The organism is Mesorhizobium sp. B3-2-1, from assembly GCF_006439515.1.
Classification (GTDB): domain Bacteria; phylum Pseudomonadota; class Alphaproteobacteria; order Rhizobiales; family Rhizobiaceae; genus Mesorhizobium.
On the sequence record NZ_VFTI01000006.1, the window covers coordinates 89,206 to 109,178 of the forward strand.

Consider the following 19,973-nt stretch of genomic DNA (forward strand, 5'->3'; position numbering starts at 1 on the left):
ATATGCCGTCATGCGTCGTCGACCCGCCGACCAAATGCGCTAGCTGTAACGGGAAAATAGCGCAATTCACCGAAACCGGCTGTCTCGGACGGTGTATGATCGTCGGCAGCCTGATGACGCTGCTGGTCTCGCAGGTCTGATGGCGGAAAGGCTGAGTTGCCGCCTCATCCGATCGGCCGCGCTCCTGGCCGGGGGACGGGAAACGAATGCAATGGGAGGCGCCAGATCAGCTGAACGAACCTTGTCTATTCTGTCCTTGATCTGGGTGACTAGACCTTTGGAACGAAAGCCGGTTCCGGGAATTGGTATTCGTCTCGACAATACAGGAGGTTGCCATGGGACGCGGTATATTGCTTTGGCTGCTGGGAGTTCCAATCCCGATAATCATTCTGCTCATGCTGTTCGCACGCTAGGAGCGTCAGATGAACCCTGTAATTGCTGACATTGAAGTTTCCGGCTCAAGGGAGTCGTCGTCATCAGCCGTGAGCTGGGCCCCGATCATTGCGGGCGCTTTTGCTGCGTCGACGCTGACGATAATCCTGATGCTGATCGGCTCGGGACTGGGACTGACGATGATTTCACCCTGGACCGGCGCAAGCGCGTCGGTCACCACTTTCGCGGTTTCGGCCGCCGTATGGCTGGTCGTGGTACAATGGCTGTCGGCCGGGTTAGGCGGTTATCTTACCGGCCGCCTGCGCACAAAATGGGTCGGCGTTCACGATGATGAAGTCTACTTTCGCGATACCGCGCACGGCTTCCTTGCCTGGGCCTTAGCAACGCTGCTGGTTGCGGGGGTCTTCGGCTCGGCTTTATCGGCAACAGTCGGGGCGGATGTGCAGGCCACGTCCAACGTCGTCTCGGGCATGGCTGCGGGCGCTACTTCGGCCGTCACGAATGCCGCGGGCGGCGCGGGTGACAATGACAGCTTGGGCTACTTCGTCGATGCGCTGTTCCGGCCAGCCAATAGCGGAACCGCCGCTCCTGCTGGCCAGAACGATGCCGGCGCGACCGCCCAGGCGACCCACATCCTTGTCGCGAGCGCTTCCAGGGGAGGGGTATCGGCCGACGACAAGACTTATCTTGCGAAACTGGTCGCATCCCGCACCGGGCTTTCGGAGGCCGATGCCGCAAAGCGCGTAGGCACGGTTCTCGCAGGAATAGAAGACGCCAAGAACAAGGCGAAGGCCGCCGCGGACACTGCCCGAAAGGCAAGCGCCACTTTTGCGCTGGTCGGCGCCCTTTCGATGATCGTGGGTGCTTTCATCGCCGGCGTTGCCGCGGCACTTGGCGGCAATCAGCGCGATGAAGACGCGGCCCGCCACTGACCGCCAGCTACCTTGCTGGGTTGCCTGATCAAATTCGCCCGTCGGCTTGCCGGCGGGCGCTCGTCTTTGGTGGAACGTGGTAGTCGAAATCAAGGTCGGCTGGTCGAGAGTCTCCGCCTGAGCGAACGTGCTGTGGTGATGTAAGTTGGCCAGCCTCGGCGCCTCGATATCGCCATACCTGTTCTATTCCTCCGGGGCCATCGAGGACCAGTGGGACAAGAGCTATCTCCGTGCCAATCGGGCCATAGCGGGACTGGGATGGCGTTCGGGGGGACCATTTCGGTAGGCGTGCTGATCGTGGCCGCCCTCATGCTGGCGACGCACGGCTTCGACCAGGTGGAGGACTATCACCAGTTGCCGTTGATGCTGATCCCAGTATTCGGCTTGTGGGGTTTCGTCCTGCTCATAGCCTCTCTCGCCATTACCTGCCTCGGCGCTGCTCTCGAAGTCGAGCTGCAGAGGCTTACCTCGTGGCTCAAGGTTTCGGCTGGACGTGGGGCGAGGATCGCAAGCCGCGCGACAACCCAGGGTTCAGCGCGGTGTACACGGTATCGTTGTTTCTTGCCGCTATCCCCATCATGCTTGGTCTCGATCCGCTGAGGCTCACCATCTTTTCCATGGCGCTGACGGCGGCCAGCTTGCCGATGACCGTGGTTCCACTGCTGTTTCTGCTGAACGACGCTATGTCGGCGCGCATCGCAACGGTATTTTCTCCAATGCCGCGGTCATCTTCATGATCGCGCTCGGCTTTGTGCTGGCTGTGGTGACGATTCCGCTGCAGATATTCGGAGGCACATGATGAAATTGCTGCGTGATCTCCTGGACAAGCAGGTGGTTGACCGCGAACAGGTCAAGGCAAGATCGATGGGCTGGTGGCGGAGTTGCGGCAGGGCAAGCCGCCAAGGATCGTTGCGATCGAACTTGGCTCCATCACTTTGGCGCGCCGCCTCGGCGCAGGACCCGGGCGGTGGATGGCGCAACTCGCGGCAAAGCTGGGCGGCAAGCGCCATGGCGAGCCGCATCGGATCGCCTGGCACAAGGTGCAGGATATCGGTATCGATATCGAGTTCAATGTGGATGTGCGTCAGACGTCGATCTTCGCCTGGCAGGACTGGCTGCGCGATCATGTCATCGGACGCATCCCGGGAGCTTGATGATGACCAACGTCAATCTCGAACATCTAGCTGGGCGATGCGTTCTATCGCAACGAGGCAAGAGCATCGGCTACATCGAGGAAATCTGCGCCGAACGGGATGACGACGATTTCGTCGCGTGGCGGTGCTCGATCTGTTTCGGCTGCGCCGCCGTGATGGTCTGTACCGCATCCCTTGGGACAAGCTCGACATCCGACCCGGCGCGCCCGCGGCTGCTGTGCCCGATGACCGAACTCTCTGGCATGAAGAGCGCACCCGATCTTCGCGAATAGGTCATCGCCGCGCATCGTCGTGAATTTTCAGCGCAGCATGCTCGCGGCCAGAAAAACCGCGGCTGCCACCAAAACGACAGCTGCTATGACCAAGAGCGGCCAGTTGCCGCGAGGCCGCAGTTCCGGTTCGCCTTCGATCGGCCGCATCGCATTGGCGAAGCTGGCGTCGTTCTCGAATTTTGGCCGGGAACGTGGCGGCTCTGCTTCAGCTACCGGATTTTGTGTGTCGGCCGCCTCGGCGTCGGTTTCCAGCGGGGCAATGGCGGGATCGAATCCCGGCGTTTTGTCCTGCGTCGCTCCCGCCTGAATCTCTCCTCTGGCAGAGGCAGGAGTAGGATTTGACATCTTCGCCATGACCTCTCTCTTTCCAATTTCCAACCGAACTCTGCCAAATCCGCGGCGGAGGTTTGCAATGCCTAGATTTGCTCAAGCAGGATCCTGGCGTCCTTGGCCGCAACGATGAACGCCTGTCTCGCGACCTTTGGATCTTTTTCGCCACGCATCACGGCGAGGCACGCCCTGATCGCGGCAAGACACATTTCGGATGTCGGCTTTGGCCAGTCCCGCAGCAGCACTTCAGCGGCATCGGACACCGGGACGACAACCCTGTCTCGTTCAATTCGGCCCGGTTGAATGACGACCGTTTTTCTGAAACGGCCTGTAAGCACCTGCCCCTCCGAGACCTGCCCCTGTCACTTTACGAAGCCTGCCGAAGGAGACGGCGTCGCGCAGACCGCTCCCAACTCTGCGACCGTCGATTTGTTCCCGCGCACCCGGCGTTTGGAATGGCGGCGCCTGGAAACCGCTTGCCTCCACGGCGGTCTTTGGCGCCGCCTGGTCCGCCATCGTGTCATCTGGACGCGGGGAACAAAGCGCATTTTGGCTTGTTAGGAACGCAGCGAAAATTCGCTCACTGATAAAGGATAAAGCCGATGAAAACACGACACCTTCTTGCCGCCTTCGCCACTGCTTCCGTTGTTCTCGCAATGCCTGCCTTCGCTGCCGACAGTGCCCAGGATTTTGTCGACAAGGCTGCCGTAGGCGGCAAGTTCGAGGTCGATTCGAGCCAGATTGCCCTGGGCAAGACCCAGGACCAGCGCATCAAGGATTTTGCTCAGATGATGATCCGTGACCACGGCGCCGCCAACGCCAAGCTGGAAGCGGTCGCCAACCAACAAAAATTGAAAGTACCGGCAGCGCTCGACGCCCAGCACCAAGCGGATCTGGACAAGCTCAAGAACGCGCAGCAGCCGATCGATCCACTCTATGTCGACATGCAGCGCAAGGCGCATGACGACGCAGTCAAGCTGTTTGAAGATTATGCCAGCGGTGGTGACAACGCGGCACTCAAGACTTTCGCCCAGCAGACGGTCGGTACGCTGAAGATGCACCAGCAGACGATCGAAAAGATCGCCGCCGGGCAGGATGACATCACCGGAGCGACAACGCCGGCGGTGAAGACCGACAATACTCCGAACGCCGCCGCTCTCGTGCCGGGCGCAAACAGCTTCACCGAAGCCCAGGCCAAGAGCCGTATCGAGAATGCGGGATATAAAAACGTGTCGAAGCTTACCAAGGACGACCAGGGCATCTGGCGCGGTCAGGCCGCCAAAGGAGGCGAAAACCTCAACGTTGGGGTCGATTACCAGGGCAACGTCGTTGCAAGCAAGTGAGCATGGATCAGGAGAAATCACATGAAAACGGTAACCGGACTTTTCGACAATTATGACGACGCAGCCGATGCGGTCGGCGAGCTCGAGGCGACGGGCGTTCCGCATTCCAATATCAGCATCGTCGCCAATAACTCGGATGACTGGTACGACACAAACCGTTCCGAGGCCGCCGAAGATGCGGGCAGCGGTGCGGGAATCGGAGCTGTGGTCGGCGGTGCCGGGGGCCTGCTCACGGGGCTTGGCGTCATGGCCATCCCTGGTGTTGGCCCCGTGGTCGCGGCCGGATGGCTCGCCGCCACCGCCGTGGGAGCGGTGGCCGGTGCCGTCGCCGGTGGGGCGGCCGGCGGCATCATCGGCGCCCTGACGGACTCGGGCGTGCCCGAGCGCGATGCACACGTGTATGCGGAAGGTGTACGCCGCGGCGGCACCCTGGTGACGGCCAAGGTGCAGGACGAGCTCGTGCCGAACGCCGAGGAGATCTTGGGTCAGTCCCGATCGGTCGACCTGACTGAACGCCGCAGGATGTACGAGGCCGACGGCTGGACCGGCTTCGACGTCAATGCAGGCGAATACGTGCCAGGCGAGATCGACCGCGACCGGGGACGCGCAATCAATCGACGCTGAAACCGAATCCGCGGACGAGGTCGGGAAACTGGACCTGATCCTGCTGCGGCACCGAATGTAGCCCTCGATCCTGCTTCGTTATGACGGAGCGCTACGATCGAACCCATCTCGACGGAATCGGGTTGGGTTCGATCTCACTTGTGGGGAGCCGTAGGCACGGCGAAGAGGCAGGCGTGAGCCTCTGCCTTTTTCTGCCTTCTACGGAATCGGCCCTGCACGATCCTTCAGTGACGGAACGGACGGGCCGCCCGCAATAGATGTCATTAAATCAGCTTTGCCGCTCTTAAATGCGTACATCACTGGGGATGCCGATTTCATGGCAGAATTTCCACTTATCACCGACATCCATATTTCCAAGCCCGGCTCTTTTACAACCAAAACATTGCGGACACGTTTGTCTTACGGTCCGCAACCAGGAGGAGGATGCCGTGAACGGAATAATCTATCTTGTCGGCCTCGTGGTGGGCGTTTTGTTCATTCTGTCACTTTTTGGACTTCGGTAAGATCATGGCCAAAATAGCCCCGACGGAAAGCGTTGCAGTGACCCCAAAAGGGGCTACATCGTCCTATCTTGAATGGGGAGGCATATTCGGCGGGGGTGTCATTGCTTGCGCCACTTCAGTGGTTCTTTTGCAATTCGGGTCAAGTGCTGGTTTGGGGCTGGGTTCTCCAACTCTTCCCAACGGGGGCGCCTCTTGGAATGTGCTCGTGGCCGGGCTGTGGGTAGTTATCGTCGCCATAGCAAGTTCCGCAGCCGGCGGTTATGTAGCTGGACGAATGCGCACGCGCTGGGAAGATAGCAACCAAAGCGAAAGCGAATTCCGCGATGGCATACACGGCATCGCAGTCTGGGCTCTAGCGACACTCGGAGCAGCGTTTTTCTTGGCGATGATTGCTGGCCACGGCGCGGCCGCCATAGCCAATCCCGCTGTCAACGAAAGCACGATGCGCCTTTCAGCCCATATAGCTGCCATATTTGGCTTTGCGACTGCTGCAGGCTCCGCGCTTGGCGCTGCGGCAGCATGGTTTGCAGCGATTTCCGGGGGTGAACACCGCGATGAGGGAATCGCTTTTCACCACGTCGTGCCGGTGTTGTTGCGCAAGCGCTAGGCCGCGGCATCTGTTTCTGTGGGGATATCTGTGGGGTAGCGGAAATGCCGTGTTGCTAACCCATTGTTTTGACTGGTCGGAGTGGCAGGATTTGAACCTGCGACCCCCTCGTCCCGAACGAGGTGCGCTACCAGGCTGCGCTACACTCCGTGACCAGACGCGGGCTTATAGCTGCCACACTTCGTTCCTGCAAGCGGCATTGGCAGCACTTCTGTCGCATTTCGTGCGCTTTCGTCGGGCAGTGCCGGAAAGCCCGGATTTCCATCTGGGATAAACGCGGCTTAAAGCCTTGTGTGCTAAGCCGCTGCGTCGATAGATTGTGTTTCTGCAGCCTGGAGCTCTGCTGTCTTGCCCCCAAAAATCGTTGGTGAAGCATGGCCCAACAGCTTCGAATTCGAAACCGCGGCGCTGATCAAGGCATCCGGTTTTCGGGAATACGATGCGCGCTGGTGGTTCGGCCATCCCGGTTCGACGGTGCCGCCCGAACTTAACCTGATCGGCGTTCAGGCGCTGGGTATGGGGCTGGGCACGATGATCCGCCGTCTCGGCGTTGGACCCGACATCGTCACCGGACATGATTTCCGTTCCTATTCGCTTGGCATCAAGCTGGCATTGGTTTCCGGACTGATGGCGGCCGGCGCACGGGTGAAGGATATCGGCCTGGCGCTGTCGCCGATGGCCTATTTCGCGCAGTTCGCACTGGAGACGCAGTCGGTGGCGATGGTCACTGCCTCGCACAACGAAAATGGCTGGACCGGCGTCAAGATGGGTGCGGCGCGGCCGCTGACCTTCGGGCCCGAGGAGATGAGCGCGCTGAAGGCGATCGTGCTGGCCGGCGATTTCGACCTTACAGGCGGCGGCTCCTATGATTTCGTCCGCGATTTTCGCGCCACCTATCTCGACGACCTGACCATGGGCAAGCGCTTAACACGAAAGCTCAAAGTGGTTGCCGCTTGCGGCAATGGCACTGCCGGCGCCTTTGCACCTGACGCGCTGGAACGGATCGGCTGCGAAGTGATCCCGCTTGATGTCGAGCTTGATCATACGTTTCCAAACTACAATCCCAATCCGGAAGACATGCAGATGCTGCATGCCATCAGGGACAAGGTGCTGGAGACAGGGGCCGATGTCGGGCTGGGTTTCGATGGCGACGGCGACCGCTGCGGCGTCGTCGACAATGAAGGCAGCGAGATCTTCGCCGACAAGGTCGGCGTCATGCTCGCGCGGGATATTTCCAGCCAATATCCGGGTTCGACCTTCGTGGTCGACGTCAAGTCGACCGGACTGTTCAACACCGACGCGGTGCTGCGCGCCAATGGCGCGGCTACCGACTACTGGAAGACCGGCCATTCCTACATCAAGCGCCGCGTTGCCGAACTCGGCGCGGTCGCCGGCTTCGAAAAGTCAGGTCATTTCTTCTTCAACCCTCCGATCGGGCGCGGTTATGACGACGGGTTGGTCACGGCAATCACCATCTGCCAGATGCTGGACCGCAACCCGGCCAGTTCGATGGCCGATCTCTACCGTGCGCTGCCGCTGACCTTCGGCACGCCCACCATGTCTCCGCACTGCGCGGACGAGGTGAAGTACGGCGTCGTCGAACGGGTGGTTTCCGATTTTCAGGCGATGCAGCGGGACGGTGGCAGTTTCGCTGGCCAGAAGATCGTCGACCTCGTCACCGTCAATGGCGTGCGCGTCGTTGCCGAGGACGGCACCTGGGGTCTGGTGCGCGCCTCGTCGAACAAGCCGGAACTGGTCGTGGTCGTCGAAAGCCCGGTCTCGTCCGAGCGTCGCCGGCAGATGTTCGATGCCGTCGACGCCGTGCTGCGCCGCAGTCCGGAAGTCGGCGCCTATAACCAGACTTTCTAGTTCAGCGTTCTGGCTAGTTCAGCGTTCCAGCGCTTTGGTCGTCAGAACGCTCCAGTCGAACGCGCGCGCCCAGTCGGCAAAGCCGTGCCAGCGCACCTCCGGAAATTCCCTGTGCAAGCTGGCGATGTCGACGTCGTAGCCGACGCGGTCGAACCATTCGAACATCAGCGCAGCGTCCTCGCTTTGCTGACGAGCAACCGCGATCGGTATTTCCTGATAGCGGATCGGATGGCCGATGGCGCCGGACAGGATTGCGGCCTGTTCTTCGCCCGACAATTCGTCGCCGGCGAAATCGAAGCGCTTGCCGAATACCCGTTCCCGCCGCTCGGCGAGGGCGGCCACGAAAGCGCCGATATCCGCCAGGGCGACCAGTTGAAGCACCCGCTTGGGCGGCATCGCGAAGGCATGGATGCCTTGGTTGAGCGCACCGATCGACCACGGCGCAACGGCATTCTCCATGAAGGCCACCGGCGCGCTGATCGAATAGGGAACGCCGAGCTGCTCGATATACCGCTCGACCAGATATTTGCTTTCGAAATGCGGGATGCCTGTCTTCTTGTCGGCGTCGGCAACGGAGGAATAGATCAGGTGTCCGACGCCGGCGGTCTTCGCAGCATCGGCGGCAAGGATCCCCAGACGGGTCTCCTCCTCGAGGCCGGCTTCATACCTGTTGCCCATCAGGAACATGGTGTCGACGCCTTTTGCGGCGCTCACGACCGAGCCCGCGTCAGCGAGATCGCCGGCCACCATCTCGGCGCCGGCCGACGCCAGTTGCCGCGCGCCCTCGCTGTCCGGCCTGCGCGTCAGTCCCTTGACGCGATGGCCCCGGGCCAACAGCGCACGCGCAACCGCGCCACCTTGCTGGCCCGTGGCGCCGGTCACAAGAACGCTACGTTTGCTGGTCATTTCGTCTGCTCCTTCTTCTCTGTCTGACTTGTTTGTCCGGAGCAAAATTACGCCCTGTCCGATTGATGCATAATTGCCTATAATTGGAAAACGTTGTTCCACTTGTGAGCACAATGGTTGATCTCAATGATGTCGTCGTGTTTGCTCGCGTCGTCGAAGCCGGCAGCTTCACCGCCGCAGCACGCCTGCTCGCCATGCCCAAGACGACGGTCAGCCGCCGTGTCGCCGCGCTGGAACGCGAGGTCGGCGTGCGCCTGCTGCAGCGCACGACACGCAGCCTCAACCTGACGGATGCCGGGCGGTCCTATTATGAGCAGAGCAGCCAAGGGTTGCGGGCGATAGAGGAGGCGAATCTGCGTCTCGCGGAGGCGAGGGCAGAACCGTCGGGCACCATCCGCGTTTCGGCCCCAGTAGGTTTTGGCAGCTACTTCCTCATCCGCGCCGTGGTCGACTTTCTGGAGTTGTATCCAAAGACCAATGTCGAGCTTCGCCTCACCGACGACAAGCTCAACCTGGTCGAGGACGGCATCGACCTTGCCTTCCGCACCGGCACCCTCCAGGATTCGACGCTGATCGCCCGCAAGCTCGGCGCCACGCGCAGGCTGCTCTGCGCCAGCCCCGACTATCTCACACGATACGGAATGCCGGAAAGTCCGGCGGATCTAGCGCGCCATCGATGCGTCATCGCGGGTCCATCGGCGTCAGTTGCCCACTGGGTGCTGGATGGACCACAAGGCCAGGAGACGGCCGTGGTTGCGGGGCGCTTCGCCGCCAATGAAATGCAGGCGGTGGTTGCGGCCGCGCTCGCGGGCTTCGGCATCGCACAATTGCCCCAGGCGATGGCCGAAGGGTTGATCGATCAGGGGCGCCTGCAGCGCGTTCTCGATGACTACACGACACCGGCCGGCGGACTGCATGTCCTCTATCCGAGCAGCCGCCACCTTTCGCCCTTGGTCAAGGCCTTTATCGAACTGGCGGCCGAGCGGATTTCCAATCGGGCAAATACCGCTTAAAGGGCGTCTGTGCTACCCAATCGACCTCCAATTCCCGAGCGCGAGACCTGAATGACCGAGCGGATCGTCAGTTTTGTCATGAGCGGCGGCGTCGGTTCCCGGCTATGGCCGCTGTCGCGTGAGGACAATCCCAAGCAGTTCCACGATCTGTCGGGCGATGGCTCCATGCTGGCCAAGACCTTGCGCCGCCTGACGGCGAGAGCGGCTGGCGAGACGCCGATCTTCCTGATCGCTTCGGAGCGTCACGCCGATCGTGTCCATGCCGACTTGGCCGGTCTCGATCTTGCCGGTGGCGGTCCCCTGTTCGAGCCGGCGGGACGCAACACCGCCGCCGCCGTCGCGCTGGCGACCTTGCGCACTTTGTCGGAATTCGGAGACAGCCTGGTGCTGGTGGTGCCCTCGGACCATGAAATAGCGACGGCAGGGCAATTCTGGCAAAGTATCGAAGCGGGATCTGAGGCGGCGCGCGCCGGCCGCCTGGTGGTGTTCGGCATCAAGCCGACCCAGCCGGAAACCGGTTATGGCTATATTGAGGTATCGGCCGAGAAGGGCGGTGTGTTCGACGTTTCGCGTTTCGTCGAGAAGCCCGACCTTGCGACGGCCAATGACTATCTCAAGGCGGGAAATTTTTACTGGAACACCGGCATCTTCCTGTTTCGGGCAGGTGCCATGCGCGACGCCTTCGAGGCCTTCCAGCCCGATATCTGGCACGCCACCGAAGCGGCCTACAGGGCGGCGACATCGGACCTGTCCGGCCTCTATATGCCGCTGGAGCTCTACACGGCCATCCCATCGAACTCGATCGACTATGCCATCATGGAGCGGGCAAAAGACATTGCCATGGTGCCGGCCGGCTTTCGCTGGAACGATCTCGGCTCCTGGCAATCGCTCCTCGATGTCGGTCCCGCCGACGGCCAGGGCAATGTCATCGTCGGTGATGTCGTCGCCATCGATTGCGAGAATTCCTATATCCGCAGCGACGGCCGCCTGCTGTCGGCGATCGGCATGAAGGACGTTGCCATCGTCTCGACCTCGGATGCCACTTTCGTCGCCCCGGTCAGTCACAGCCAGCACGTCAAGAAGATCGTCGAACAACTCGAAAAATCGGGACGGCTGGAAACCAGATTCACGCCGGCGCATGACCGCGTCATCGAAAGCGGCGCCTGGCGGCGGCGCGTGCATCACTGGCTGTTTCAGGAGACCTTGCCTCTATGGTCGACATCAGGCGTCGACGAGCGCCACGGCGGCTTCCATGAGGCGCTTGGCTTCGACGGCTCCCCGCTGTTGAAGCCGAAGCGCATGCGTACCCAGGCCAGGCAGGTTTATGCTTTCGCGGTGGCCAAGGGCCACGGCTGGACCGGCCCGGCCGACCGGCTGATCGCGCATGGCATCGACTTCATGGCGGGGCAGGGCCGCACCGAACGAGGCGGTTGGGTGCGCACACTGAATGTCGATGGCTCCGTCGCCGACCCGGTCGAGGACGCCTACGATCATGCCTGCATCCTGCTGGCATTGGCGCATGCGCATATGTCGGGCAATGCCGATGCCTTGCGGCTCGGCGAAGAAACCTTCGCCTTCCTCGATGCGCATCTGGAGGACAGCCGCATGACCGGCTTCCTCGAGACATCGAGCGGGGCTGGCGAGCGGCGCTCCAACCCGCACATGCATCTGCTCGAAGCTTTCCTGGCCTGGTACCAGGCGACCGGCGAGCGCGCGCATCTGCGCCGTGCGGCGCGCATCATCGACCTCTTCCGCAGCCATTTCTTCGACCCTGAGAGCTGGACGCTCGGCGAGTATTTCGATGCCGAATGGAAACCGGTCTTGGGAGAGAAGGGGACCTGGACCGAACCTGGCCACCACTTCGAATGGGCATCGCTGCTGGTCGATTTCGCCGACCGCAGCGGCCAGGCCGAACTGAGTGTCTTTGCCCGAAAACTCTATGCCTCGGCGATCGCCAACGGCCTCAACCGTGCCACCGGCCTTGCCTATGGGGCAGTCTCGCGGCAGGGCCTGCCGCTCGACCTGATATCGCGCAGCTGGCCGCAGGCCGAGGCGCTCAAGGCGGCGATCGCACTGGATGGCTCGGGCGGCCCTGATCTGAAGCCGGAGATCGAGGCGCGCGTCGGCCGGCTGTTCCGCTGGCACATCGACCCGGCGCCGCTCGGTCTGTGGATCGACCGCATCGACGAGCGCGGCCGCTCGCTGGCATCGGACGTGCCGGCGAGCATTTTCTATCACCTGGTCTGTGCGCTGACCCAGTATCTGGATGGCACGACGGAGAAGTAGGCGGGATCAGTACGGACTGGCGACGTCCCCGGTCTCGACATAGATCGACTTCAGCTGCGAATAGAGCGCCAGTGCCGCCAGGGAGTTCTCGCGGCCGATGCCGGATTGCTTGACGCCGCCGAAGGGGATTTCCACCGGCGTCAGATTGTAGGCGTTGATCCAGCAGGTCCCAGCCTGCAACTCGGCGATGACGCGGTGGGCGCGCGGCAGGTCGCGTGTGAAGACGCCGGCGGCAAGGCCGAACTCGGTGTCGTTGGCGCGCTCGATCACCTCGTCCTCGCCATCGAATTTCAGCACGCTCATGACCGGGCCGAAAATCTCCTCGCGGGCGATCCGCATCGTGTCGGTGACGCCGGTGAACACCGTCGGCTCGACGAAGAAGCCGCCCTGGAAGCCCTGCAGCGACGGCACATTGCCGCCACAGGCCAGCGTCGCCCCATCCTGCTTGCCGGCCGCGATATAGCCGACGACCTTCTCGTGCTGTGACTTGGAGACCAATGGCCCCATCTGCGTTTCCGGATCGAGCGGATCGCCAATGCGGATTTTCTTGGTCCGTTCGACCAGCCGCTCGACAAAGCGGTCGTGAATCCCGCTCTGGACGAAGACGCGCGTGCCGTTGGAACAGATCTGGCCGGCCGAATAGAAGTTGCCGAGCATGGCGCCGCCAATGGCATTTTCGAGATCGGCATCGTCGAAGACGATCAGCGGCGACTTGCCGCCGAGTTCCATCGTCGCGTGCTTCATCTTGGACCCCGCCAGCGACAGCACCTTGCGCCCGGTCGGCACCGAGCCGGTCACCGAGACCTTGGCGACGACATCATGGCCGACAAGCCCGGCGCCGACATCGCCATAGCCTTGCACGACGTTGAACAGTCCGTCGGGCAGGCCGGCTTCCGAGTAGATCTCGGCCAGCGCCAGCGCCGAAAGCGGCGTGTTCTCCGATGGCTTGAAGACCATGGCGTTGCCCATGGCGAGCGCCGGCGCCGATTTCCAGCCGGCGATCTGGATCGGATAATTCCACGCGCCGATGCCGACGCAGACGCCAAGCGCCTCGCGGCGCGTGTAGGCGAAGGGCCCGCCGAGGTCGACAGCTTCGCCGTTGAAGACGGCGACCGCGCCGGCGAAATATTCGAGGCAATCGGCTGCCGAAGGGGCGTCCGCCACCAGCGTCTCCTGGATCGCCTTGCCGGTGTCGAGCGTCTCGATGCGGGCAAGATCGGCGTTGCGGGCGCGCAAGATGTCTGCGGCACGGCGTAGGACGCGGCCGCGCTCGACCGGTTTAAGTCGCGCCCAGGCCGGCTGTGCGGCGCGTGCGGCCTCGATGGCGAGTTCCAGCACGTTCGGCGTCGCCGAACGCAACATGGCGATGGTCTCGCCCGTGGCGGGATAGATGACCGGTAGCGGCGCGCCGCCTTCGTCCTCGATATAGCGTCCGTTGACATAGTGCGAAGCCGTGGGCTGGGCGCGCATGGGAAATCTCCAAATCATTTCGCCCCCACGCATCGGCTGTCGGGCGGCTCACTCTATCGGCGGATCATGGCCTATCTGTCAGACGCCTGCCAGCGCGGATTGATCCACGGTTCCTGGTTGGACGGCGCGAGCGGTGTGCGGCCAAGGATGTGATCGGATGCCTTCTCGCCGGTCATGATCGACGGCGCGTTGAGGTTGCCGTTGGTCACGCGCGGGAAGATCGAGGAGTCGGCGACCCGCAATCCGTCGACCCCGATGACCCGGCATTCCGGATCGACCACGCTCGATTGATCATCGGCGCGGCCCATTCGGCAGGTGCCGCAGGGGTGGTAGGCGCTTTCGGCATGGTCGCGAATGAACACATCGAGATCGTCGTCCGACTGGACATGGCTGCCCGGCGAGAGTTCCTGTCCGCGATAGGCATCGAAGGCCGACTGGCCGAAGATTTCGCGGGTCAGGCGGATGCAGTGGCGGAACTCCGCCCAGTCGTCCGGATGCGACATGTAGTTGAAGCGGATGACCGGCTTCGCTTTCGGATCGGGCGAGCGCAGCGTCACCGAGCCGCGCGACTTCGAGCGCATCGGCCCGACATGCGCCTGGAAGCCGTGCGACTTCGCCGCCGCCTTGCCGTCGTAGCGAACCGCCGCCGGGATGAAGTGGTACTGAATGTCGGGATAGTCGACGCCTGCCTGCGAGCGCACGAAGGCGGCGGCCTCGAAATGATTGGTGGCGCCAAGGCCCGATTTGAAGAACAGCCATTGCGCCCCGATCATCGCCTTGGAGAACGGGTTCAGCACTGAATTCAGCGTGATCGGTTTGGTCGCTTCCTGCTGGATGTAGAGCTCCAGATGATCCTGCAGGTTGCCGCCGACGCCGGGCCGGTCGGCCACGACGGCGATGCCGTTTTCGCGCAAATGCCCGCCCGGCCCGATACCGGACAGCATCAGGATCTTTGGCGAATTGATCGACGATGCCGCGACGATCACTTCACGTCGCGCCTTAACGACCTGAATCTGTTTGTGAGCTTCGATCTCGACGCCGATGGCGCGTTGATTCTCGATGATCACCCGGCGCGCAAAGCCTTTGACGAGACTCACGTTTTTGCGCCTGAGCGCCGGCTTCAGATAGGCTGATGCCGCCGACCAGCGGCGGCCACCCAGAATGGTCTGCTCCATCGGGCCGAAGCCTTCCTGCTTGGCGCCATTGTAGTCGTCGGTCAGTTCAAACCCTGCCTGGCGGCCCGCTTCGACGAAGGCGCCATAGAGCGGATTGCGGCGCGAGCCTCGCTGCACATGCAGCGGGCCGCCGTGCCCGCGCCAGCCATCCTCGCCGCCGTTCGAATCCTCCATGCGCTTGAAGTAGGGCAGCACGTCGGCGAAGGCCCAGCCGGCGGCGCCCTGTTCTGCCCAATGGTCGAAGTCGCGGGCGTGGCCGCGCACATAGACCATGCCGTTGATCGAGGATGAGCCGCCGATCACCTTGCCGCGCGGCGTCGCCAGCACGCGGCCGCCCAGATGCGGCTCCGGCTCGCTGGCGAAGCCCCAGTCGTAGAGGCTCATGTTGAGCGGGATCGACAGTGCCGACGGCATCTGGATCAGAGGTCCGAGATCGGTGCCGCCGAATTCGACGACGATGACCGAATGCTTGCCGTCTTCAGACAGGCGATAGGCCATGGCCGAGCCGGCGGAGCCGGAGCCGATGATGACGAAATCCGCTTCAAGCATGGTTCAAATGCGCCCATCGTTCATATGCGTGATGAAATCGGCGAGCGAAACGTTGCCGCCGGTTGCAACCACAAGGACGGTCTTGCCCTTCACATCGACCTTGCCGCCGAGCAGTGCCGCGAGTGATGCCGCGCCAGACGGCTCAAGCACCAGCTTCATCCGCTCGAAGGCGATCCGCATGGCGCCGCGCACCGACTGGTCGTCGACGGTGATGCCGCGAACGCCCGCGGTCTTGACCGCCGCGAACGGCGCGTCGCCCGGCCGTCGTGACATCAGCCCGTCGCAGATCGATTTCGGGCCGATCGGCATGGTCTCGATGCTGCCATGCGCCAGCGAGGAACCCATGCCGTTGAAGCCTTCGGGCTCGACGCCGATGATCTCGGTCGCCGGCGACAGATAATGGAAGGCGAGCGAAACGCCGCCGATCAGCCCACCGCCGCCGACCGAGCAAAACAAAAGATCAGCGCTGGCGTCCTTGGCGGACAATTGATCGAGCGCTTCGAGGCCGGCGCCCGCCTGGCCGGCGACGATCTCCGGATCGTCGAAAGGATGCAGCAGGGCCAGGCCTTCGGTCTCCGCGATCCCGCGCGCCTTGGCGGCGGCGACTTCCTCGCGGGCCCGATCGCCGTGATCGGTCAGCACGACGCGCGCGCCGTAGCCTGCGGTGGCGTCACGCTTGGCGGCCGGCGCATCGATTGGCATGACGATGGTCACCGGAATGCCGAGCGCCTGGCCGGCCGCGGCCAGCCCTTGCGCGAAATTGCCGGAGGAATAGGCGACGACGCCCTTCTTCGCCTCGTCGGGCGAAAGCCGCTTCAGCCGCCAATAGGCGCCGCGAACCTTGAACGATCCGGCCCATTGCAGCGATTCCGGCTTGATGAAGACGCGGGCCGCACCGGTTTCCTTGGCGAGCGCCGCCGATTCCAGCAATGGCGTGACCTGCGTCGCCTGGGAGGTGACGGCATAGGCCTTTCTGAGATGATCGAGGGAAGGGACGAGAAGGTCTGCCATCATTCGCCTCGCGGATACCTTTTGCTCTCTTCGAGATTGTCGAGGTTCATGTGATTGCGCATGTAGCGCTCGGACGCCTTCTGCAGCGGCTGGAAATCCCAGGGATAATAGGCGCCGTTGCGCAGCGCCGGATAGACGACCCAGCGGCGTGCCTGGCTCTCGCGCACGGCGGCGTCGAAGCCGGCCATGTCCCAACGCGACCGCACCTTTTCCATGAATGCCGCCACCAGGCTCGCATTGGCAGGGTCGTCGGCGAGATCGTCCCGCTCGAGCGGATCGGCCTCGAGATCGAACAATTGCGGCGGATCGAGTTCGCAATGGACGAATTTGTATCTGCCGTCACGGATTGCCACCAAGGGTGCATAGGAGCCTTCCGCGGCGTACTCGATCAATACCGGTGCCGTGCGCTGTCCGCCCTGGGTGAGCGGCAGCAGCGACTGGCCGTCGGTCCATGGCGCGATCGCCTCGATATCGATGCCGGCGAGGTCACAAAGCGTTGGTGCCACGTCGAGATTTGAGACCGGCGCCTCGATCAGCCCGGCACGAATGCCCTTGCCGGCAATCATCAACGGCACCCGCGCCGAGCCTTCGAAGAAGCTCATCTTGAACCACAGGCCCCGCTCGCCGAGCATGTCGCCGTGATCCGAACAGAACAGGATTATCGTGTCGTCGAGCATGCGCGTTCGCGTGAGGACGTCCAGGAGTTCGCCGACCTTGTCGTCGACATAGGAGATGTTGGCGAAATAGCCGCGCCGCGAACGACGCACCTGCTGGGGCGTGATGTCGAAAGAGGGATAGTCGCTGGCGTGGTACAGCCGCTGGGAATGGGTGTCCTGATCGTCATGCGCGATGAACCCGGTTTCCGGGTCCAGCGCTTGGCAATGCTCATAGAGATCCCAATACTGCTTTCGCGCGACATAGGGATCGTGCGGATGCGACAGCGAGACGGTAAGGCACCAGGGCCGATGGCTCGCATCATCCTGTTCGCGCGAAAGCTGATAGAGCTTCTGCGACGCGAGGAACACGACTTCGTCGTCATACTCCATCTGGTTGGTGGTTTCGGCGACGCCGGCGCCGGTCACCGAACCCAGATTGTGATACCACCACTCGATGCGCTCGCCGGGTTTGCGGTAGTCCGGCGTCCAGCCGAAATCCGCCGGATAGATGTCGGTGGTCAGCCGCTCCTCGAACCCATGCAACTGATCCGGTCCGACGAAATGCATTTTGCCCGACAGGCATGTGTAGTAGCCGGCGGCACGCAGATGATGGGCGAAGGTCGGGATCGACGAGGTGAATTCCGCCGCATTGTCATAGACACCGGTGCGTGACGGCAACTGGCCGCTCATGAACGAGGCACGGCCCGGTGCGCAGAGGGGCGAGGCGGTGTAGTTGTTGGCGAAGCGCGCCGAACGCGCGGCCAGCGCTTTCAGATGCGGTGTGTGCAGAAATTCCGCCGGGCCGTCCGGGAAAAAGGTCCCGTTGAGCTGGTCGACCATGATAATCAGGAAATTGGGTCGCTTCGCTGTCACTGTTTGTGCCGTCCGCCAAGTTTGGTTTCGAGATAATCCTCGACCAGCGCGATCGCGGTCGCGGCGTCGGGCACGCCATCCTTCAGCGCGCGCCTGATGTAGAGCCCGTCGATCATCGCCGCCGTCGCTTCCGCGGCGCGGTCGGCTTCGGTCCTGGGCAGGATGCCGGTCAATCCGCTCATCAGGTTCGAATGCAGCCGCCTTGCGTAGATTCTGAGCAGCCGGCGCAGCGAGGACGACTGCTGCGCCTCGACATAGAAGGCGAGCCATGCGGCGATGGTCTCCGCCTGGAACTGGATGTCGGAAAAGTTGACGGCGACCACGGCCGAGACGCGCTTGCGCGGGGAAGTGGCGGATTGAAGCGCGCGGCGCATGTCGGTGGTCAGTTCAGCCAGGATGTGCCGCATCGTCGCGAACAGCAGCTCATCCTTGGCGCCGAAATAGTGATGGGCAAGAGCTGAAGACACACCGGCGCGCCCGGCAATCTCGGACATGGTCACGTCAAGCGAGCCACGCTCGCCGATCGCCGAGATCGTCGCGTCGATGAGCGCCTTGCGGCGCAATGGCTCCATTCCGACTTTTGGCATGCTGTTTCCGATTTTGCGGGGAGATTATTTTTTATTGACGCGTCAATCAATAAAAAAATCGACGCTCGCGCGACCTGCACCAAGCGATTGTTGCATTGCGGCCCTTCACGGTCCGGGCAAGAATGTTTATATTTGAACAATAAAGGCGAAGCACGCCACGAGCCACGGGCGAGGCTGGCGCCAAGGATGGAGACCGCCATGACCGCATGCATCGTTGGCTGGGCGCATTCGCGCTTCGGCAAGCTCGAGGGTGAAACGCTCGAAAACCTGATCGTCAAGGTCGCGACGGACGCGCTCGATCATGCCGGCATCGGTCCGGACGAGGTCGACGAGATCGTGCTTGGCCATTTCAACGCCGGCTTTTCGCCGCAGGATTTCACGGCAAGTCTGGTGCTCCAGGCGGACGACCGGTTGCGCTTCAAGCCGGCCACGCGCGTCGAGAACGCCTGCGCCACCGGTTCGGCCGCCGTCCGGCAGGGCATTCGCGCCATCGACGCAAACGCCGCCCGGATCGTGCTGGTGGTCGGAGCCGAGCAGATGACGACGACGCCCGGGCCGGAAATCGGCAAGAACCTGCTCAAGGCGTCCTATCTGCCCGAGGACGGCGAGACGCCGGCCGGCTTTGCCGGCGTCTTCGGCAAGATCGCGCAGGCTTATTTTCAACGCTATGGCGACCAGTCGGATGCGCTCGCCATGATTGCCGCCAAGAACCACAAGAATGGCGTCGACAATCCCTATGCGCAGATGCGCAAGGATTTCGGCTATGAATTCTGCAGGCAGGAGAGCGAAAAGAACCCCTTCGTCGCCGGTCCGCTGAAGCGCACCGACTGCTCGCTGGTTTCCGACGGTGCCGCAGCCCTTATCCTTGCCGACACGGCAACGGCGCTGAAGATGCGCCGTGCCGTCGCCTTCCGCGCCAACGAGCATGTGCAGGATTTCCTGCCGATGTCGAAGCGCGACATCCTGACCTTCGAAGGTTGCGAACAGGCCTGGACCCGCGCGCTGAAGAATGCCGGCGTGACGCTCGATGATCTCTCCTTCGTCGAAACGCATGACTGCTTCACCATCGCCGAATTGATCGAATATGAGGCGATGGGGTTGGCGAAGCCCGGTGAGGGCGCCAAATTGGCGCTGGATGGCACGACGGCAAAGGACGGCCGCCTGCCGGTCAATCCCTCCGGTGGCCTGAAGGCCAAGGGCCATCCGATCGGCGCCACCGGCGTCTCCATGCATGTCTTGACCGCCATGCAGCTTGTCGGCGAAGCCGGCGGCATCCAGGTGCCGGGAGCGAAACTCGGCGGCATCTTCAACATGGGCGGTGCGGCTGTCGCCAACTACGTTTCCATTCTGGACCGGATCAGATAGACCGCCCGCATTACAGCGCCGCGCGCCGTTGGGCGGGCGAAGGACGCTGTAACAT

19 protein-coding genes and 1 tRNA gene are annotated in these 19,973 nt (G+C 62.5%); 11 read left to right on the top strand and 9 right to left on the bottom strand.

Annotated features, from left to right (window positions below; translation table 11 throughout):
• Positions 1–422: 422 nt before the first annotated feature.
• The 4 genes from FJW08_RS08410 to FJW08_RS08425 all read left to right on the top strand — a co-directional run bounded on the left by FJW08_RS08410 (position 423) and on the right by FJW08_RS08425 (position 2,751).
• Positions 423–1,325, top strand: coding sequence for a hypothetical protein (locus tag FJW08_RS08410; RefSeq protein WP_140810122.1), 903 nt, complete (start codon positions 423–425; stop codon positions 1,323–1,325).
• 470 nt (positions 1,326–1,795) lie between these two features.
• Complete coding sequence (locus FJW08_RS32895; RefSeq protein ID WP_224613777.1) at positions 1,796–2,062, top strand: hypothetical protein; 267 nt, start codon at positions 1,796–1,798, stop codon at positions 2,060–2,062.
• Between the two features lie 135 nt (positions 2,063–2,197).
• On the top strand, positions 2,198–2,479 hold the full coding sequence (locus FJW08_RS08420) for a hypothetical protein (RefSeq protein ID WP_224613776.1): 282 nt from the start codon (positions 2,198–2,200) through the stop codon (positions 2,477–2,479).
• A gap of 2 nt (positions 2,480–2,481) precedes the next feature.
• A complete protein-coding gene (locus FJW08_RS08425; protein WP_224598904.1) occupies positions 2,482–2,751 on the top strand; it encodes a hypothetical protein in 270 nt (89 codons plus the stop codon).
• Positions 2,752–2,778: 27 nt separating this feature from the next.
• Here the strand turns inward: FJW08_RS08425 and FJW08_RS08430 are convergent, their stop codons facing one another.
• Positions 2,779–3,105, bottom strand: coding sequence for a hypothetical protein (locus FJW08_RS08430; RefSeq protein ID WP_140764748.1), 327 nt, complete (start codon positions 3,103–3,105; stop codon positions 2,779–2,781).
• Between the two features lie 62 nt (positions 3,106–3,167).
• Complete coding sequence (locus FJW08_RS08435; RefSeq protein WP_140810123.1) at positions 3,168–3,419, bottom strand: DUF982 domain-containing protein; 252 nt, start codon at positions 3,417–3,419, stop codon at positions 3,168–3,170.
• A gap of 264 nt (positions 3,420–3,683) precedes the next feature.
• Between FJW08_RS08435 and FJW08_RS08440 the strand changes: the two genes are divergently transcribed.
• From FJW08_RS08440 to FJW08_RS08455, 3 genes are all read left to right on the top strand, one after another.
• Entirely contained in the window at positions 3,684–4,424 is a 741-nt protein-coding gene (locus tag FJW08_RS08440) for a DUF4142 domain-containing protein (protein WP_140810124.1), read from the top strand.
• Between the two features lie 21 nt (positions 4,425–4,445).
• Positions 4,446–5,048, top strand: coding sequence for a general stress protein (locus FJW08_RS08445; RefSeq protein WP_140764756.1), 603 nt, complete (start codon positions 4,446–4,448; stop codon positions 5,046–5,048).
• 447 nt (positions 5,049–5,495) lie between these two features.
• Positions 5,496–6,158 (top strand): hypothetical protein, encoded by a 663-nt coding sequence (locus FJW08_RS08455; RefSeq protein WP_181182876.1) that lies wholly within the window; start codon positions 5,496–5,498, stop codon positions 6,156–6,158.
• Between the two features lie 73 nt (positions 6,159–6,231).
• Here FJW08_RS08455 and FJW08_RS08460 read toward each other — a convergent pair.
• Positions 6,232–6,308: transfer RNA gene (locus tag FJW08_RS08460), tRNA-Pro, on the bottom strand.
• A gap of 198 nt (positions 6,309–6,506) precedes the next feature.
• Between FJW08_RS08460 and FJW08_RS08465 the strand changes: the two genes are divergently transcribed.
• Positions 6,507–8,027, top strand: a complete 1,521-nt coding sequence (locus FJW08_RS08465) for a phosphomannomutase/phosphoglucomutase (protein WP_140810128.1) — start codon at positions 6,507–6,509, stop codon at positions 8,025–8,027.
• Positions 8,028–8,045: 18 nt separating this feature from the next.
• Here FJW08_RS08465 and FJW08_RS08470 read toward each other — a convergent pair whose 3' ends face one another.
• Positions 8,046–8,933: an NmrA/HSCARG family protein gene (locus FJW08_RS08470; RefSeq protein WP_140810129.1), complete on the bottom strand. Its 888-nt coding sequence runs from the start codon at positions 8,931–8,933 to the stop codon at positions 8,046–8,048.
• 113 nt (positions 8,934–9,046) lie between these two features.
• On the opposite strand from FJW08_RS08470, the gene FJW08_RS08475 reads away from it, so the two are divergent.
• Complete coding sequence (locus FJW08_RS08475) at positions 9,047–9,946, top strand: LysR family transcriptional regulator (protein ID WP_140762824.1); 900 nt, start codon at positions 9,047–9,049, stop codon at positions 9,944–9,946.
• A 51-nt stretch (positions 9,947–9,997) separates the two neighbouring features.
• Positions 9,998–12,232 carry a mannose-1-phosphate guanylyltransferase/mannose-6-phosphate isomerase gene (locus FJW08_RS08480; RefSeq protein WP_140762827.1) on the top strand — a complete coding sequence of 745 codons (2,235 nt, stop codon included), beginning with the start codon at positions 9,998–10,000 and terminating at the stop codon, positions 12,230–12,232.
• 6 nt (positions 12,233–12,238) lie between these two features.
• Here the strand turns inward: FJW08_RS08480 and betB are convergent, their stop codons facing one another.
• The 5 genes from betB to betI form a co-directional block, all read right to left on the bottom strand.
• Entirely contained in the window at positions 12,239–13,702 is a 1,464-nt protein-coding gene (gene betB / locus FJW08_RS08485; RefSeq protein WP_140762830.1) for a betaine-aldehyde dehydrogenase, read from the bottom strand.
• 71 nt (positions 13,703–13,773) lie between these two features.
• Complete coding sequence (betA, locus tag FJW08_RS08490; RefSeq protein ID WP_140762832.1) at positions 13,774–15,426, bottom strand: choline dehydrogenase; 1,653 nt, start codon at positions 15,424–15,426, stop codon at positions 13,774–13,776.
• A gap of 3 nt (positions 15,427–15,429) precedes the next feature.
• Entirely contained in the window at positions 15,430–16,440 is a 1,011-nt protein-coding gene (locus FJW08_RS08495; protein WP_181182877.1) for a threonine/serine dehydratase, read from the bottom strand.
• Positions 16,437–17,966: a choline-sulfatase gene (betC, locus tag FJW08_RS08500; RefSeq protein WP_140762839.1), complete on the bottom strand. Its 1,530-nt coding sequence runs from the start codon at positions 17,964–17,966 to the stop codon at positions 16,437–16,439. The genes FJW08_RS08495 and betC overlap by 4 nt, the downstream gene beginning before the upstream one ends.
• Complete coding sequence (gene betI, locus FJW08_RS08505) at positions 17,963–18,553, bottom strand: transcriptional regulator BetI (RefSeq protein WP_140762842.1); 591 nt, start codon at positions 18,551–18,553, stop codon at positions 17,963–17,965. The genes betC and betI overlap by 4 nt, the downstream gene beginning before the upstream one ends.
• Before the next feature lie 198 nt (positions 18,554–18,751).
• On the opposite strand from betI, the gene FJW08_RS08510 reads away from it, so the two are divergent.
• Positions 18,752–19,918 (top strand): acetyl-CoA acetyltransferase, encoded by a 1,167-nt coding sequence (locus FJW08_RS08510; RefSeq protein ID WP_140762845.1) that lies wholly within the window; start codon positions 18,752–18,754, stop codon positions 19,916–19,918.
• Positions 19,919–19,973 lie beyond the last annotated feature (55 nt).

Coding starts and splice junctions, on each gene's coding strand:
- FJW08_RS08410 (WP_140810122.1), top strand. CDS start 423: ATGAACCCTGTAATTGCTGACATTGAAGTTTCCGGCTCAAGGGAGTCG.
- FJW08_RS08425 (WP_224598904.1), top strand. CDS start 2,482: ATGACCAACGTCAATCTCGAACATCTAGCTGGGCGATGCGTTCTATCG.
- FJW08_RS08430 (WP_140764748.1), bottom strand. CDS start 3,105: ATGGCGAAGATGTCAAATCCTACTCCTGCCTCTGCCAGAGGAGAGATT.
- FJW08_RS08440 (WP_140810124.1), top strand. CDS start 3,684: ATGAAAACACGACACCTTCTTGCCGCCTTCGCCACTGCTTCCGTTGTT.
- FJW08_RS08445 (WP_140764756.1), top strand. CDS start 4,446: ATGAAAACGGTAACCGGACTTTTCGACAATTATGACGACGCAGCCGAT.
- FJW08_RS08470 (WP_140810129.1), bottom strand. CDS start 8,933: ATGACCAGCAAACGTAGCGTTCTTGTGACCGGCGCCACGGGCCAGCAA.
- FJW08_RS08475 (WP_140762824.1), top strand. CDS start 9,047: ATGGTTGATCTCAATGATGTCGTCGTGTTTGCTCGCGTCGTCGAAGCC.
- FJW08_RS08480 (WP_140762827.1), top strand. CDS start 9,998: ATGACCGAGCGGATCGTCAGTTTTGTCATGAGCGGCGGCGTCGGTTCC.
- betB (WP_140762830.1), bottom strand. CDS start 13,702: ATGCGCGCCCAGCCCACGGCTTCGCACTATGTCAACGGACGCTATATC.
- betA (WP_140762832.1), bottom strand. CDS start 15,426: ATGCTTGAAGCGGATTTCGTCATCATCGGCTCCGGCTCCGCCGGCTCG.
- FJW08_RS08495 (WP_181182877.1), bottom strand. CDS start 16,440: ATGATGGCAGACCTTCTCGTCCCTTCCCTCGATCATCTCAGAAAGGCC.
- betI (WP_140762842.1), bottom strand. CDS start 18,553: ATGCCAAAAGTCGGAATGGAGCCATTGCGCCGCAAGGCGCTCATCGAC.
- FJW08_RS08510 (WP_140762845.1), top strand. CDS start 18,752: ATGACCGCATGCATCGTTGGCTGGGCGCATTCGCGCTTCGGCAAGCTC.